The following is a 16,387-nucleotide window of genomic DNA, read 5'->3' on the forward strand; positions in this document are numbered from 1 at the left end:
CTAGTTAAAAAATTAAAACTGGGACAATCCATGTCAAGACGAGGAAACTGTTGGGATAATGCCCCCCAAGAATCTTTTTTCGGGCATTTTAAAGATGAAGCGCATATAAAAACTTGTACATCTTTTGCCCAGCTAAAACAAGAAATTAAAAACTATATCAAATACTATAACCAGCACAGATATCAATGGAATTTAAAGAAGATGACTCCTGTTGAATACAGAAATCATCTTCTCGCGGCTGCCTAACTTTTTTTAAAATGTCCTTTACAAAGGGTACAGATTACTTAAGCTCCTTCTTTATTTTTGATATCGAATTTTTATTTCATTTAATGTCTTACTTCGTTCATCTTCGAAGTAATTTTCGTGTGCTCCTTTTTTATAAATGCGGCGAAGATTGTTTTCTTTTTTCTAAAGAAGCAAATGAAAAGGCATCTTTATCTTTCGCATATGTTTTTTGATCTGGAACAGAAAGTGTTACAATTGTTTGAGAATCTCTTGCTTTTCGTGCGTCTTGTATTCCTGTTATCATAAGTTTAATAAAAAGGATCGTAATAAAGAATGTAACGAGTGTATAAAAAATAATCCATAATGAAAGGTTCATTTCATAATGATTTAATCCAATTAAGCCTGCCCAATCATTCGAGAGTGAAACAGGTTTGAACTCACCTTCGGTTAGTTCTTTCATCTGTATCCCACCGATTATAATGTTAAGTAGTGCTAGATGAATCATGAGTATGAGTGTTTGAACAATATGCTCCATAAATAGAACGAATATGCGATCGAGTAATAAGACTCGTAAGTGTTTCTTTATAATATGGAAACGAGTTGCTCCCATGAGTTGTGAGCTTAATATATAGTCTTGTTGCATAAACTCATCAACTTCCGAAGAAATATATAAAGAAATTGTAGGTAAAGCGATAAAAATGAGTACAATTGCTTGATAAAATACAAATGAAATATTAGGGTTTAGTTGATCCGCATTTGATGTGATGAGAATATTAACGGGTGCTATGAGTATGAACGCGATAAATAAAGTTGGAATATAGTAAAATACTTCAGAACATACTTGGGAAAATCTCTTGAATTTTGCAGCATATAAACTTAAGAAGATTCCTATACATGTTCCAAATAAAATACGTAACAAACTAATTGTTATAGCAAATAAAATTGTAAATTTTGCCCCATCTAAAATTTGTAAGAAAATAGGTTCTCCAAAACGGTCAGAGCCAAAAGGTGGCATTACAGATGGGGGAAAAGGAGCTTTTCCAATTAATTCGTTCTTGTCATTATAAAGTAGCAAGGGGGCTTCCGGTATACTATCTTTAAAGAAGAAGCTATAAATAAAGCTAGCTGTAATGAAGAGAAAAAGATAAGTGAATCCGATTAAAAAGCGTTTTGATTTCCAAATCCCCCTCATAACAGTTCTCCTTTCATTTGTTTTTGCAATCTATTCATCATAAAAGAGAGTATTTGAAAGATAATATAAAACGGTAAAATAATCATCATAAGTATGATAAATATAGCAGAGGGTGAAATAAATGCCTTTTTAAATAAAAACTGAACAATCCCTTGCATGTTAAAAATAAATTCTAAGATGAACAAATTAGAAAGTAAGAAAACAAAAATTGTTTTTAAATGGTGGAAGAGGTGGATGGATATATTTTTGAATAAATGAATACATAGTATATAACTTGATGATAGACCTTTTCCATAAGCTACCTCTACATATTGCTTCCTATGTTCTTCGTATATGTATAAAATCATCATTCTAAACATTTGTATAGTAGGTAACACTGCTAAGGATAAAATAGGAAGTAAATAGGCTCGATTTTCTTGAAAAGATATAATGGTGACTGGAGATTCCCCGAACTGCTTAAGAAACCAGATGAAAAACATTTGTAAACAAATCATTATCATCATATCAGGGATAGCCTCTAATACAAAAATAAATCTGTTTATCCACCTTTTAATAGAATCCGTTGCTAAAAAATAGAAAAATGCCATGCCAGCTGAAAGAAAGAGCGCAAGAATAAAAGCTGCGAACAAAACAGTAAAAGAATATGTGTAAGGTTCTAATACGGTTGGAAATAATGGTATTTTTTTTGAATAACCGAATGGCGTATCTGATGATAGAACGATTAAAGACGTTGGTGAGAAAACTTCTTTTAACATAGTAAAGAAATGCTTGAAAAATTGAAATGGCTGAAAGGTAAATCTCTCTTGTGTGATAAACAAGTAAGGTAAATTTAATAATAGTAAGAGTGATAAGATAATCGATAAAAGTTTGCTTATGAATGAAAATATTTTATGTAACATGAAACCTCCTCCATCAACTTTTTACAATATTATACAACGAAATATGAATTGTTGTTAGAATTTTTTGGTAATGTTACAATGTATATTGATAATATAATAAATTCAAATATTTAGGTTGATGTAGGAGGGAGTATGGAGCGTATATATTTAGAAGGTAAAAAAGTGATTGTGAGAGAGATAGACGAGGCAGATATTCATTCGTTATATGAACAAATATACAAAGAAGAAAAACCGGAATGGAAAAAGTGGGATGCCCCATATTTTCCATTTTCTATGCAAGAGTACTCGGAATACAGGGAGAAGTTACAATCTAAGTTAAAAGAGGACCCCTTGTCTCAACTTATTATTGAGGTTAAAGGTGAAATTATCGGAATAGTTGGTTTTTATTGGGAGTATAAACCGACACGCTGGTTAGAGATGGGGATTGTCATTTATAATCCTGCATATTGGAACGGTGGCTATGGTACAGAGGCTTTACAATTATATAGAGATTTATTATTTGAAAATATGGAAATTGGTAGAGTGGGCTTAACAACTTGGTCTGGAAATGAGCGAATGATGAAAGTGGCTGAGAAAATCGGAATGAAGTTAGAAGGACGCATGCGAAAATGCCGTTATTATAATGGAATATATTATGATTCTATTCGAATGGGGATTATTCGTGAAGAATGGGAGGAATTACGTGAAGTGAAAGAGTGAAGGAATATAAAAGGATGGCTATGGATTGAATTCTTGCAAATAGTTTTCACTTATAAGATATAATATTTTTGTTAAAAAATGATGGGTATTACAATTATACGTAAGAGAAAATGAGGAAATGGGAAACAATCTTGATATATATGAATTTTAAGTGTTGTAAAAAAACTACTTTTCAAATTTTTACTATTATTCTATAATTAACTAAGAAGAATGAATTATATATACATTCTTTCATTTTATTGTTAAGGGGGAAATATGTATGGCAGGACAAATTCGTATGAGTCCAGAAGAGCTGAAGTCAAAAGCTAGCTTATATGGACAAAGTTCACAACAAATCGATGAAATTCTGAGTCGATTACAAAGATTGCAAGATGAATTGAGAGGGGAATGGGAAGGACGTGCTTTCGAAGGATTTGATCAACAATTTAATCAATTAAGACCGAAAGTAGAAAACTTCGCACAATTATTACAAGAGATTAATATTCAACTTTCAAAAACTGCAGAAGCAGTTGCAGCTCATGATGAAGAGCTATCACGTAATTTTGGTCTAAAGTAAGAGACACTGATTACTCTACATATGTGAGTTTTTCAATTAGCCATGCAACTGCTGTTGCATGGCTAATTTTTTACAACTAGGATCATGATTTTTATTTGCAGGAGTGATATGGATTGAAAAAAATGAAGTGGAGTACTTTGTTGTTTCTTGTTTTAGCACTCGTATTTGCAACAAGTACTTCCTATTTAGCTTTAAATAAAAAGTTAAAAAATGAAGATAGCAAATACACTCCGAAAATGGCGGTTGCTTTAGTGAATGAAGACGAAGGAACTGTCTTTGAGGGAAATAAAATAGCATTTGGGGATCAATATATAAACAACATTAATAAGGATCAGAATCATCAATGGTATGTCGTGAGTCGTGGTGTGGCAGAGAGCGGCTTGAAGAATAATAACTATAATCTGATGATTGTAATACCAAATGATTTTTCTAGAAAGGCTGTATCTATTAATTCTGAGTCGCCAGAGAAATTGACATTAAGTTATAAAGTAAATGCAATAGGAAATAAAGAATTGAAAGCAGAAGCTGAGAAAACAGCTGCATCGATTTTAGAAGATTTTAATCGTCGCATTATAGATGTTTATTTCGCGAGTATCATTGGGAAATTACAGGCAGCTCAAGATAATATTGAAACAATTGTGGATAAAGAGCAATCGCATATGAAAATGTACAAGTCAAATATACATAGTCCACTGGCAAACTATACAAACCAATTTAAAACTGTGCAAGATTATACAGGTGCATCTGTTGATAGTTTTAAAGGATTTCAAGGTGTATTACAACGGTTTGGACAAACAATTGATGAAGATGCGAAATGGAATCATACCTATTTAGAAGAATTTAATAATCTACAAAATCTCAAAAAGAATAATAGCGTATTAGAAAATAACTTTTCCAATCAATTCAATCAATTTACTAGTGAACTGAATGAAGTTGATACATTAAAACAATTGAGCTTATTGGAATCCGCTAATAAAGCAATAGCCAATCATTTTAATAAAGTGGAGAATCAGACAAATGTTTTACTTGATGCGGCAATCATTCAAGAATATTTAAAAGATGTAAATAATAAAATGAAAGACTATGATGCGGAGCTAACAAATAAGTTACAAACAAATATGCAAGAGTCCATCAATACGAGATTAAAAGAAAAGCTGTCTGGAAATGATAAAAAAGAAGTAAATATAACAACATTATTGCAAGAACCGAATAACCGAATGAAAAAGCAAATTGAGAGTCTCATTAATCAACTTCCAAGTATGAATATAGAAGAAATTGATAAGCTTACTTTGCCTGATGAAACGAAGAGAACTTTGAAAAATGTAGTAGAGGTTTCTAAAAAATATAGTTATGAAAATGATTTTAATAATAAGGAAGAAAATGGAGCGCCGCTAACCAATACAATTGAAACCATTAAAACAACACTTATGACGGATGGGGTTGTCTTTCAAGATACAGAAAGAAAGCCACAGATGGATGCAGCGCAAACATTCACTCTACAACTTCCAGAAGGATTTGGGCTATATGAAGATTCCGGTGCTTTAATCATCAATGGTATAGATTACACCGCGGAATATTTAAGTAATGGAAATGTTATGTTGCCGGCGCAAGCGGAAGAGAATTTATCCATTCGTGTTCATGCTAAATTGCTGAATAACGATGCAAATATCGATGTTTTTAAACCGGTAACGTGGAAATGGGATTTGACTCATACATCTGAGAAGGTGACGAATAATCTTGATCCTGAAGTGACAAAGCCTTCGGAACAAGGTGAAAACAATGATGATCATTCAAATGTGCAAGTTGTACAATTAACAAATCGAGCAAAGGTGCCTATACATTCACTGTACCAAGTGGTAGATAACAAAAGAACAGCTGGAAATAACAAGGGCGAACAAAAGCCAGAAGGTACAAAAGAACCGAATGACGAAGGCGAACAAAAGCCAGAAGGTACAAAAGAACCGAATGGCGAAGGCGAACAAAAGCCAGGGGATACAACAAAACCGAATGACGAAGGCGAACAAAAACCAGGGGATACAACAAAACCGAATGGCGAAGATGAACAAAAGCCAGGAGATACAACAAAACCGAATGACGAAGGCGAACAAAAGCCAGAAGGTACAAAAGAACCGAATGGCGAAGGCGAACAAAAACCAGAAGATGAAAACGGTTCTGTGAAACAAATTGAACGTACGAATGACCATATTGTTCATCAAAAATCGGAGACTTTATCAACAGTATCATCAAGTGAGCTTATGAAAGAAGCAATCGAAGTGGTGGAAAATTATGAGAAGTTATCGAACCTATATCAAGTATATTATGGTTTGGATTTAAAATCAGAGAATTTAGTAGAACAGTTGGAATCAAGTTCATTAACTGCTCTTGCTTCGCCGCAATCGCTTTATTACATGTTAAATAAGCAAAATGTAATCGATGTGATTACAAGCTTTGTTTCAGCTGAAATTCAAGAAGAGGTATCATCTGATATAGGGAATTTAAAGAACAAGATGAAAGCGTTTCAAAGTATCGTGAATAATGCTGAGCAATCCTCTGTTCCTTTTGCGGAAAAATTAAAGCAAATATCAGATCAAACAAATGTTATGAATACAAACTTAAGAGAGTATTTGAATGCATTGGCAAAATGGCGTGAAAATAGTTTGAAACTAGTAGATGACCAAAAAACTTTAGTTAGTGGTCGTGAAGGTGAACGAACAGCTGTAATGACATTAGATTCTGGGTTTAAATCGCTATTAACAAAAAGTCAATCGTTGGCTGAAACTTCAAAAGGAACATTGCAAGTATCAGATGATGTGTATAAAACATTTGATCAAATCAATAACCGAGCAAAAGAAATTCAAGATAGTGGTGTAACCATCGTTTCTAAAGCTAATACATTATTGGAAAATTTAACTAAAAAAGTAACCGATGATAAAGATTTTTCGAAAAACTTTAATAAAGTATTAGCAAACAGCCGGATTGGAGATCGTCAAAACGAAAAGCTATATCAATTTTTAGCAAATCCGGTTTTAAAACAAAATGATGGTGTAATTACAGCAGGGAATATATTTACACCGTATTTAATTGTGTTAGTATGCTTTATTGTTTCTTTATTTACATCATACACAATCGCTAATCAAGAAAGAAAACGCAGTCCAAAAGATAACTTTACAGAAAAGGTATCAATTTTAGATATGAATTTGCCGATTACAGCTATCACATTTGGAATCGCTATTATTGAAGGGGTTATTATTGGAACCATTGCTGCCAAGTTATTAGAATTCAGTGGTAGCCAAAAATTAACTTGTATAGCCTTTATTACGATTACAATGATGGCATTCGTATTCATTTCAACGTATTTATTACGTCAAATAAAAATGATAGGTATGTTTATCTTATTAACATTCTTAAGCTTATATTTATTTTTAACAGAAGCTGTAGGAATTAAAGTGAAAGATGATTCATATTTTAGTAAGTTACGTGAATTTTCACCACTTCAATATGTAGAAGACTACTTAAATCATTTTATAAATAGTGAAAATAACGGACATGTTACCTTTGCGGTAATTCTTGGGATGGCAATTGTTGGGTTTATTATTAATTTATTTGTACGGCATAAAGGTTGGGAGGAAAAAAAAGGCGATGATGAAGTGCATAAAGCAAGTTAAATTCTCATTGGTCCTTTTTCTTTTCTTGTCTGCTGCGCTACCGATAAGGAGCGCAGCAGACAGTTACCTAAATGATAATGGTAAACTTGAATTTAAAGTAGATCGAGTACAACAGACTAATCAAGAAAGAAACGAAAAAGGGCAGCAGGAAACAGAGCTTGATAAATCAGGGATTGAATTGTTCAATTCAGAAGTTGAAAAACAAATGAAAGACAAACAAATGAATGAACAGAAAGAAATGAAAGAGTTAGCCAACTCTTTATTTTTAAATCCAAAGAAAATTGATAATGTGAAGGAAACGGAGAAACAGTTGTTTTCAAAAGAATACTATGTAACATCGAATGGGAATGAAATGGACCAAAGTCAAACTAATACTGATAGCGCTATTAGCCCCGTCTTAATTGGATTAATCATGGCTAGTATTATATTTATTTGCGTTGTAACAGGGATTATTATTCGGAAAATATGGATGTAAGGAGTAGTATAAATGGCTGTACAAACTCATATTAACGTCACTGTTGATTTTCGTAAATGGAATGAAAGTACATATGATTTACGAATTCCGATTCATCAAACAGTGAAATACTTGCTTAAAAATTTAGTTGAAACATTGAGAATTGAAGCATATGACACATCGAACTATGTTATTAAAGTGGTAAATAAGTCCATGCTATTAACGGATGATGATAGATTAGTAGATCACAAAGTAACAGATGGAGATATACTAAAGGTTTTATAAATCACATAATAAAACATATAGGATTTAAAAAGTACATATAGGGCTGATAAGGAAAAGGAGAAGTAGAAAATTATGACGGAAAAAGCAATTCAGATTGATTCAATGGAATATCGATTTGAAATAGAAGAGAATATTTGGAAATTAGAACTCGCTAAATCGCAAACACAAGTAAAAGACAACCGTCAATTAGAATTATTAATGGACACATCATCTGGTTTTCTACCGGTAACGATAGAAGAACAAGATGATGCTTTTACTTTTATATATAAAGTTGACAAGAAATTTTTAAAATGGGGAGATTTACAAAAATTGGGGAGGAATGACAAGCTTCGTTTAATTCGAAATGTGTCTTCTTTTTATAAGTATTTACATAGAAGAATTACGTTCTTCCTACATCCTGAGAATATTGTTTTCGATGCAAATTTAATGCCTTTCATTATCCATAGAGGCATCCGAGATATCCTTCCGCCGAAACCGCTTACAGAAGCGCAATTTTTACGTCAGTTTAAATGTTTCATCGTTGCTCTTTTTTCTAATAAGCATAGTTATGATGATTTATATAAGGGTTTATTAGACAGTGCGAAAGACACATCGTTTGAACAAAACGTTGTAAATATACATAACTTTGATGAGTTAATGGAGTTAATCGAAAATAGTTTTGAAAAAGAGCAAATTAAAGCAGAACAAACAATGCAGTTTGTTTCGAAAAAGCACTTTACGTTATTTAAATACTTAACATTCTCATTTGCAGCAGCAACGGTCATCTTATTCATACCAGTTGTTTATTATATGTTTATGAAAATACCTTATCAAAATACATTATTAGAGGCAAATAAGAACTTTTTAGCAACAGACTATGATAAGGTAATTAGCAATTTGAGCAAGGAAGACTTTGAAACATTACCATTTGCTTCTAAATATGAATTAGCATACTCGTATATTAAAGTTGAAAAGTTATCAGATAGTCAAAAAGAGGCTATTATGAAAAATGTTACTTTAAAAAGTGATGAGAAATATTTATTGTACTGGATGTATAACGGAAAAGGAGACTTCGATAAATCGTTAGATTTAGCAAAAAGTATTGATGATCCGCAATTGATTATGTATGGGCTTATTAAGCAAATTGAAGCTGTAAAACATAATCCAGATTTATCTGGTAAAGAACGTGATGAGAAATTAAAAACATTTGAACAACAATTAAATGAGTATGAGAAGAAGTATAAAAAACCATCAACTGAAAAAGAAACAACAAATGAAGAAAAGGCTAAATAATAAAATTGTAATTTTTATTAAGGGGTAGAGAGAGTAAAACAAAAGGAGAAGTGGGAAGTATGGAGCAATTACTTGCACTAAGTTACGGGAATAAATTACATAAATGCCGCCTACATCCATCTGAGCGTCCTACAGTAACGATTGGGAAAGACTGGTCTAATCATATTACAGATTTTGATTTAGATGAATCGATTGAAATGAATTGGGACGGTGAATTGTCGGTTTGGAAAATAAAAGGACAGACACTTTTGTTGAATGAAGTCAATATCATCCCACTAAAGAATGATAAGACGATGCGAATTTGGATTACAACTGTAGAAGAAAGCGTTATATATGATACATCCACTCGGCGTTCCATAGCCATTAGTAAAAATGACTATGATGATATAACTGTTCATGGTGCTACTGTTGATGTATTGCTCATTCGTGAATCATTAGATGATCCGTTCAAAATACATGTATATGAAGGAAGCGTCTTTCATAACTATTCAAAAGTAGAAGAAACAGCAATAGTAGAACATGGAGATCATCTTTATTTTGATGGTGTAACGATTCATATCGGAAGTGAAGATGTTCAAATGTTTGCTTCGAAAAATCGGGTAGAATCGACATTGCCTCGTTTGTTAGAAGCAGACAGCCCTTACCACGATGAATATCCTGATTATCATCGTTCACCACGCATTATTTATCGCGAGCCAGTTGAAAAAATGGTCATTGCTAAACCATCTAGTAAACCGACAAAACCAACGGAGCATCTAGGGAGAGTAATTGCTCCGGCGCTTGTAATGATTGTTGTAACGGTAATCTTAGCTATATTTCGTACATATGGACTCTTTATTTATGCATCCTTAGCGATGACTTTAGTGACTGTCATTGTTTCTATTACGTATTACATAAAAAATGTAAAACAATATAAAATTGACATTGCTGAACGAGATAAAAGTTACCGCGAATATTTAGCGCGCAAGACGAAAGATTTATATGCAGAAAGTGAAAAACAACGTCATGCACTGCACTATCATTATCCGGATGCTGTAGAAATTCGCAAAATGGCAAAAGAAGTGAATTCTCGTATATATGAAAAAACAATGATGCATCATGATTTCTTACATTACCGCGTCGGAAAAGGTGATGTAGATACGAGTTTTGAGATTGAATTTAATGAAGAAGAGTTCAGTCAACATAAAGATGAACTAATTGTAATGGGACGTGAATTGCGACAAAAATATTTGTCACAAAAAGATGTACCAGTTGTAACCGATTTAATGAATGGGCCAGTCGGATATATTGGACAGCGCTCGTTAGTATTAGAACAACTGCAATTATTAGTTATGCAAACAGCGTTATTCCATAGTTACTATGATGTACAGTTTATTACTGTATTTCCTGAAGAAGAGAAACATAAGTGGGAATGGATGCGTTGGTTGCCTCATGCAAGTGTCAGAGATATTAATGTCAGAGGTTTTGTCTACCATGACCGAAGTAGAGATCAAGTTTTAAATAGTTTGTATCAAATATTAAAAGAACGAAAATTAAAAGTAGATGAAAAAAGCAATTCTAATGAAAAAATCTATTTTTCACCACATTATGTTGTCTTAATTACTGATGAAAAATTAATGTTAGATCATGTCGTTATGGAATTCTTTAATGAAGACCCAATTGATTTAGGAGTATCACTTGTCTTTGTACAAGATGTTATGCAAAGCTTACCGGAACAAGTAAAAACAGTTATTGATATAAGAGATGCTAAAAAAGGAAACATTATTTTGGAACAAGGAGAGCTAGTAAATCGTTACTTTGTACCAGATCATTTTCCAAAAGGATTTCATTTAGAAGATGTATCGCGAGCTCTAGCGCCACTTAATCATTTACAAAACTTGAAAAATAGTATTCCAGAAAGTGTGACATTTCTAGAAATGTATAATGTTGAGAAAGTAGAAGAACTCAATATTACACAAAGATGGGCAAAAAACGCAGCGCATAAATCATTAGCCGTACCACTTGGCCTGCGAGGGAAAGAAGATATCGTAAATTTAAACCTGCATGAAAAGGCGCATGGACCGCACGGATTAATAGCTGGTACAACAGGATCTGGTAAATCTGAGATTATTCAATCTTACATTTTATCTCTTGCGGTTAATTTTCATCCGTATGAAGTTGCTTTTCTATTAATTGATTATAAGGGCGGAGGTATGGCGAACTTATTTAGAAATTTACCGCATTTATTAGGGACGATTACGAACTTAGATGGTGCGCAAAGTATGCGTGCACTTGCTTCAATTAAAGCGGAATTACAAAAACGCCAACGCTTATTTGGCGAAAATAATGTGAATCATATTAACCAATATCAAAAATTATACAAAGAAGGCATTGTAAAAGAGCCAATGCCGCATCTATTTTTAATTAGTGATGAGTTCGCAGAGTTAAAGTCAGAACAGCCAGACTTTATGAAAGAATTAGTTTCAACAGCGCGTATCGGACGTTCTCTCGGTATTCATTTAATACTGGCTACACAAAAACCAAGTGGGGTTGTCGATGATCAAATTTGGAGTAACTCGAAATTTAAACTAGCACTTAAAGTGCAAAACACGTCAGACAGTAATGAAATATTAAAAACACCTGACGCAGCAGAAATTACATTACCAGGACGAGCATACTTACAGGTCGGAAATAATGAAATCTATGAATTATTCCAATCTGCGTGGAGCGGTGCTGACTACGTGGAAAATAAAGACGATCAAGATCACCTTGATACAACTATTTATACAATTAACGACTTAGGTCAATATGAAATATTAAGTGAGGACTTAAGCGGACTTGGAGAAAATAAAGAAGTTTCAACCGTACCAACTGAACTTGAAGCCGTGATTGATTATATTCATGATTACGCAGAAGATAGAAAAATCGAAGCACTTGCAAGACCATGGTTACCGCCGCTTCCAGAAAAAATATTCCTGCAAGACTTACACCCAGTTCACTTTAAAGAAGCATGGAATGAAGCGAAGAAACCATTGCAAGCAACAGTTGGTTTACTAGATCAACCAGAATTACAATCACAAACTCCACTAACATTAGACATAAGTAAAGATGGACATGTTGCCGTCTTCTCAAGCCCAGGGTACGGTAAATCGACGTTCTTACAAACATTAATTATGGATGTAGCGCGTCAAAATAGTCCGGAGCATTTGCATGTGTATTTAGTCGACCTTGGTACGAATGGCCTCTTACCATTAAAAGGATTGCCGCATGTTGCGGATACAATTACGATTGACGAAGCAGAAAAGTGCTTAAAATTAGTTGAAAGATTAACGCAAGAGATGAAACAACGTAAACGCATGTTAAGTGAATATGACGTCGCAAGCATAGAAATGTATGAGAAAGCTAGCGGTAAACAAATACCGAATATCATCGTTGCAATCGATAATTACGATGCAGTGAAAGAAGCTAAATTTTATGAGGAATTTGAAATGCTAATTATGCAAATCGTCCGAGAAGGAGCTAGTCTAGGAATCCATACCTTAATTAGTGCAGGACGACAAAGTGCACTGCGTATTCAACTATACAACAACATTAAACTGCAAACATGTCTATATATGATTGACCAAAGTGAAATCTCAGGCATTGTAGGCCGATCTGATTTGAAAGTAGAAGAAATAGCAGGACGAGCAATTATAAAACTAGATTCACCGACATTATTCCAGTCGGCATTACCAACAAAAGCAGAAGACGAATTAGAGCAAATTCAATTACTGCAGCAAGAAGCAAGTGAAATGGATCAAGAATGGGGGGGAGAACGTCCGAAGGCAATTCCAATGATGCCAGAAGTTATTGATCTTCTCACATATCGTAAAAACAAGGACGTTGCCAAAGCATTACAAGCGGGACAAGTTCCACTTGGGCTTGACTTCACAAATATAGAAGTTGTTGCGCACGATATTGCAGTTAACGATCATTTAATGATTTACAGCGCAGATGATAATATGAGAAAACAAGTCGTATCAAGTATACTTTCTCAAATGAATAAAGACTATTTTGAGAGTGTAACACTAGTAGATACAGCTGAGTATAGCTTCGTTCAATATAAAGACAATGTGATGCATTACATCGTAGAAGAAAATGAAGTAAACGTTCATGTGAAATATTGGATGGAAGTGATTCGCGAACGATCTCTTGCACTATCACAAGCAAGACAAGAAGGTAGAGAAATACCAGTGTTTACAAAACAACTTATCATCATGACGAACGTTGAAGAATTTAGTAGACTCGTTTACCTAGAAACAGATGACGCAACAACTTTAATGGACCTATCTCGAACAGTTGGTATTTACTTTGTCCTAGCAGGACATCATGACTATATCGATCGCAACCGTGATGCCTTACCAATGAAAATGCGAAGTAAACTAACAGCAGGCATCATCGCCATGCCATTAAATGACCAAAGTGTCTTCAATATTAAATACGTAAGTAACGAAGCACCTTTAGGAAAAGACGAAGTCTATTACTACCAAAAAGGAAGCATTATAAAACTCAAAATGCCAAGAGTAATGAACGAGGTGACGGTATGAAATTGAAAAAGAAAGTTCAGGGGATGATTATTATGACGATAGTTGCGGGTTTATTTAGTGGGTGTAGTGATTCATCTAAGACAAAACTTCAGACAGGAACAAAAATAGAGTATGAAAGATTGGTAAAGGCGTTGGATGAAGGGGATATGAAGACGGTTATGTCTGCGAGTGATGATGGGTATGCTCATGTAGAAGAACAGAGTATACAATCTGTTATGGAGGAAAAAGAGGATGGTACTCATACTAAGAGGCTATATCAATCAACAGATGGAATATATTTTTGGGAAGAAAGAAATATATACGGTACTACAAGGCAAACTACAACAAATTTAATAGAGAATGCTAATAAAGCGCATAAAGATGATGATTATAAAAAAGAAGAAGTATATAGCACGAATTTCATTTATAAAAATGGACAAGTACAAAGCTCAAATCAAAATCTTGATATTTTACCAGTTAAATTCATTATAGATCGTTTACAAGGAATTGGAAAATTAAAGCCAGAAGATGCCAGAAAAGGATTCGATGAACCGAATAGAATTTCGTACAGTTTAACAGAATCGCAGTTTCAACAAATTATTAATGATAAATTACATTTACAATATGATAAATTTGGTACAGCTTCAATTGTTATTTATTTTAACCGGGCCAAAGATTTAAAAGAAAAACCTATGGAAATAGATGAATTAAAGATATCCGTGGATTACGAGAAAAAAAATGATCAGGGAAAGATGGTAACACATATTCAACAAATATTAGTAGGGTTTGATGATAAAGAAGAAAATACGCGAAATGCAAAAACAAAATATCTAGAATATAAAAATCAATTCAATAGTAGTAAATAATTAGAAAGGAGTTGAGGTTAATAATGGAGCGTTATAATCTATCTTCTGACGAAGGGAAATTACAATTTTAAAGTTTCAAAAGTTACAAACACTTGTCGTATTATTATATGCATTTCAAATGGTAACAATATTATTCACAGCTTTAATTGTGTCTGAAATGGCCAATAATACAATTGATCGGATTACATTAATATATACGGGTTTATTATTTTTAGGAGCAGTAATTGTTCATATTGTGACAACGATTGATACTTTTAAACAAGCGAGTGAAGGTGCGTTTAGTATGGATGAAAGATCCCCTTCATTTTTTAGTAAAACAAAGGGGAATGTGATAACTGGGGGGCAATATATGCACTAATTCTTCTTATTTTAATTTATTTTCATAATGATTATACGTTAGATACTTTTATTGGGTATATAATAGGAGCTATTTTAATGTATGCAGTAGCAATCGGTGCAGCTGAATTTCAACTATTAGTCTATTGCAGATTTAAATTTAAATCATTTAACATAACGTGGGAAGAAAATGAGAGAGCGTGTAAGAGATTTCGAAAACACAATAAAAAAATAAATTGAAAAGTAGATAATACAGGAAATGAATCTATATTAGAACACAAGTTGTTAGTTTGTAGGTATTACATGAAAAATTTGATGTTTTTATTCAAATCTGTAAGAAATAAAGAAAGAAGGGGTATTAGGGGGTATATGAAAAGAATGAAAAAGGTAATGTTATTAGTGGTATGTTTCTTATTTTTGATTGGCTGTAATTATGAAAATGAAGATCAGGTAAAAAAATACATAAAAGAAAAACATGGAATTGATGTTGTTGTAACAGAGTGGGGCGGTATACATGAAGGAAATATGGGACATACATATCATACTGTTCAAGCAAAAAACAACAAAAATATGCAATTTCGAGTAGAGGTAGATGGTTTCTTCTATTCAACAATAAAAGGTGATGAATACCAATACGGAAAAAATACATATGAGGAATATAAGAAATTTAAACCAATTTTAAAAGAAATTAAAAAATTAGGATACGAGGAATTTGAAAAAGAAAGTGTTCTTCAGTATATAGTTGATTATGATGAAGAAAAACCAACTGATGAGTTGTTATTAACTTTAAAAACGAGTAACGAGATTGATTATAGTCAATTTGAATCAGCAGAATTAGATCGTTTATATGCTTTATTCCAACTTATTCAGAAGAGTAATAGAAAGATAACAGAACTTGAGATTAAGGATCATAATGGTAAATCTATAGGTCTCCCTTTTAAAAATGTACAAAAAGTTATAACAAAAGAAGAGCTGTTACTAACAATGAAAAACACTTTAGACAGTTATTGGACATATTTGATTCAAACTCAAACAAAAGTAGGAGACAGGTTAAAAGAAATTCAAAACGACCGTTTTGCAATTGAAGATATTACTTGTCCACATCCGAAAGGCGGAGAATGTCCGAAGTATAAAGTGACTGTAGTTATTAATACCAGTGGCATGGAATTTAAAAACAATCCCCCTTTAATTGAGGATCTGATAAAGGTGACCACTATCCTTAAAGAGGAACTATATAATAAAAAATTTGACATATATTTAACCAACAAGGATGGGTCAAGATATAAAGCCTGGTTATCATCAGAAGAAATCAAAAAAGGTAATAACATCGAAGAACTTGTAAAAGAACGGTATCCTGAGAAATAAATTTAAAGCACTTTTTACGTTTATGAGTT

The 16,387-nt window shown here is 33.0% G+C and carries 11 protein-coding genes and 3 pseudogenes; 12 read left to right on the forward strand and 2 right to left on the reverse strand.

Translation table 11 applies throughout. The annotated features are described in order from the left end of the window. Positions 1–246: IS3 family transposase (locus tag MR059_RS05090; RefSeq protein WP_180566388.1), on the forward strand; the 246-nt coding region annotated here is incomplete at its 5' end. 130 nt (positions 247–376) lie between these two features. Here MR059_RS05090 and MR059_RS05095 read toward each other — a convergent pair. Together MR059_RS05095 and MR059_RS05100 are read right to left on the reverse strand one after the other, a co-directional pair. Then, positions 377–1,417 (reverse strand): ABC transporter permease, encoded by a 1,041-nt coding sequence (locus MR059_RS05095; RefSeq protein ID WP_242161606.1) that lies wholly within the window; start codon positions 1,415–1,417, stop codon positions 377–379. Further along, on the reverse strand, positions 1,414–2,316 hold the full coding sequence (locus MR059_RS05100; protein ID WP_012094055.1) for an ABC transporter permease subunit: 903 nt from the start codon (positions 2,314–2,316) through the stop codon (positions 1,414–1,416). Before MR059_RS05100 ends, MR059_RS05095 begins: the two co-directional genes overlap by 4 nt. Before the next feature lie 132 nt (positions 2,317–2,448). On the opposite strand from MR059_RS05100, the gene MR059_RS05105 reads away from it, so the two are divergent. The 11 genes and pseudogenes from MR059_RS05105 to MR059_RS05150 all read left to right on the forward strand — a co-directional run bounded on the left by MR059_RS05105 (position 2,449) and on the right by MR059_RS05150 (position 16,358). Then, positions 2,449–3,015, forward strand: coding sequence for a GNAT family N-acetyltransferase (locus tag MR059_RS05105; RefSeq protein ID WP_012094057.1), 567 nt, complete (start codon positions 2,449–2,451; stop codon positions 3,013–3,015). A 259-nt stretch (positions 3,016–3,274) separates the two neighbouring features. Then, the gene (locus tag MR059_RS05110; protein ID WP_012094058.1) at positions 3,275–3,571 is read left to right on the forward strand and encodes a WXG100 family type VII secretion target; all 297 of its coding nucleotides are present in this window, start codon (positions 3,275–3,277) and stop codon (positions 3,569–3,571) included. A 113-nt stretch (positions 3,572–3,684) separates the two neighbouring features. Then, positions 3,685–7,236: a type VII secretion protein EsaA gene (gene esaA, locus MR059_RS22440; RefSeq protein ID WP_472926993.1), complete on the forward strand. Its 3,552-nt coding sequence runs from the start codon at positions 3,685–3,687 to the stop codon at positions 7,234–7,236. After that, positions 7,211–7,711, forward strand: a complete 501-nt coding sequence (gene essA / locus MR059_RS05120; protein ID WP_012094060.1) for a type VII secretion protein EssA — start codon at positions 7,211–7,213, stop codon at positions 7,709–7,711. The genes esaA and essA overlap by 26 nt, the downstream gene beginning before the upstream one ends. Before the next feature lie 12 nt (positions 7,712–7,723). Beyond that, positions 7,724–7,975 carry an EsaB/YukD family protein gene (locus MR059_RS05125; RefSeq protein ID WP_012094061.1) on the forward strand — a complete coding sequence of 84 codons (252 nt, stop codon included), beginning with the start codon at positions 7,724–7,726 and terminating at the stop codon, positions 7,973–7,975. A gap of 72 nt (positions 7,976–8,047) precedes the next feature. Beyond that, positions 8,048–9,247: a type VII secretion protein EssB gene (gene essB, locus MR059_RS05130; RefSeq protein ID WP_242161607.1), complete on the forward strand. Its 1,200-nt coding sequence runs from the start codon at positions 8,048–8,050 to the stop codon at positions 9,245–9,247. A gap of 59 nt (positions 9,248–9,306) precedes the next feature. Continuing rightward, positions 9,307–9,582: pseudogene (locus MR059_RS22445) on the forward strand (FtsK/SpoIIIE N-terminal domain-containing protein); the annotation flags it as partial. Between the two features lie 27 nt (positions 9,583–9,609). After that, a pseudogene (essC, locus tag MR059_RS05135) lies at positions 9,610–13,812 on the forward strand (type VII secretion protein EssC); the annotation flags it as partial. Beyond that, on the forward strand, positions 13,809–14,657 hold the full coding sequence (locus tag MR059_RS05140) for a DUF3952 domain-containing protein (RefSeq protein ID WP_242161608.1): 849 nt from the start codon (positions 13,809–13,811) through the stop codon (positions 14,655–14,657). The pseudogene essC and the gene MR059_RS05140, both read left to right, overlap by 4 nt. Positions 14,658–14,727: 70 nt before the next feature. Continuing rightward, positions 14,728–15,233 (forward strand): annotated as a pseudogene (locus tag MR059_RS05145) (hypothetical protein); the annotation flags it as partial. A gap of 129 nt (positions 15,234–15,362) precedes the next feature. Then, the gene (locus tag MR059_RS05150) at positions 15,363–16,358 is read left to right on the forward strand and encodes a hypothetical protein (protein WP_242161609.1); all 996 of its coding nucleotides are present in this window, start codon (positions 15,363–15,365) and stop codon (positions 16,356–16,358) included. Positions 16,359–16,387: the final 29 nt, after the last annotated feature.

Origin of the sequence: Bacillus cereus group sp. BfR-BA-01522, from assembly GCF_022662635.1 — a bacterium.
Classification (GTDB): domain Bacteria; phylum Bacillota; class Bacilli; order Bacillales; family Bacillaceae_G; genus Bacillus_A; species Bacillus_A cytotoxicus.

What these genes read in the sequence shown, in the direction of transcription:
- MR059_RS05100 (WP_012094055.1), bottom strand. Translation starts at nt 2,316, where the DNA reads ATGTTACATAAAATATTTTCATTCATAAGCAAACTTTTATCGATTATC.
- MR059_RS05140 (WP_242161608.1), top strand. Translation starts at nt 13,809, where the DNA reads ATGAAATTGAAAAAGAAAGTTCAGGGGATGATTATTATGACGATAGTT.
- essA (WP_012094060.1), top strand. Translation starts at nt 7,211, where the DNA reads ATGATGAAGTGCATAAAGCAAGTTAAATTCTCATTGGTCCTTTTTCTT.
- MR059_RS05125 (WP_012094061.1), top strand. Translation starts at nt 7,724, where the DNA reads ATGGCTGTACAAACTCATATTAACGTCACTGTTGATTTTCGTAAATGG.
- MR059_RS05110 (WP_012094058.1), top strand. Translation starts at nt 3,275, where the DNA reads ATGGCAGGACAAATTCGTATGAGTCCAGAAGAGCTGAAGTCAAAAGCT.
- MR059_RS05150 (WP_242161609.1), top strand. Translation starts at nt 15,363, where the DNA reads ATGAAAAGAATGAAAAAGGTAATGTTATTAGTGGTATGTTTCTTATTT.
- MR059_RS05095 (WP_242161606.1), bottom strand. Translation starts at nt 1,417, where the DNA reads ATGAGGGGGATTTGGAAATCAAAACGCTTTTTAATCGGATTCACTTAT.
- MR059_RS05105 (WP_012094057.1), top strand. Translation starts at nt 2,449, where the DNA reads ATGGAGCGTATATATTTAGAAGGTAAAAAAGTGATTGTGAGAGAGATA.
- essB (WP_242161607.1), top strand. Translation starts at nt 8,048, where the DNA reads ATGACGGAAAAAGCAATTCAGATTGATTCAATGGAATATCGATTTGAA.